Annotated in this window: 1 rRNA gene; it reads left to right on the plus strand. The window is 54.0% G+C overall.

The window, feature by feature from the left end:
* A 23S ribosomal RNA gene (locus tag WFI24_RS34330) occupies positions 1 to 226 on the plus strand; the annotation flags it as partial.

The raw sequence follows: 226 nt of genomic DNA on the forward strand, positions 1-226 counted from the left end.
AAAGGCCCAAGCGACTGTTTAGCAAAAACACAGGTCTGTGCGAAGCCGTAAGGCGAAGTATACGGGCTGACGCCTGCCCGGTGCTGGAAGGTTAAGGGGAGTGGTTAGGGATTCGTCCCGAAGCTGTGAACCGAAGCCCCAGTAAACGGCGGCCGTAACTATAACGGTCCTAAGGTAGCGAAATTCCTTGTCAGGTAAATTCTGACCCGCACGAATGGCGTAACGA

The organism is Paenibacillus sp. USHLN196 (assembly GCF_037144955.1).
Lineage (GTDB): Bacteria > Bacillota > Bacilli > Paenibacillales > Paenibacillaceae > Paenibacillus > Paenibacillus xylanexedens_C.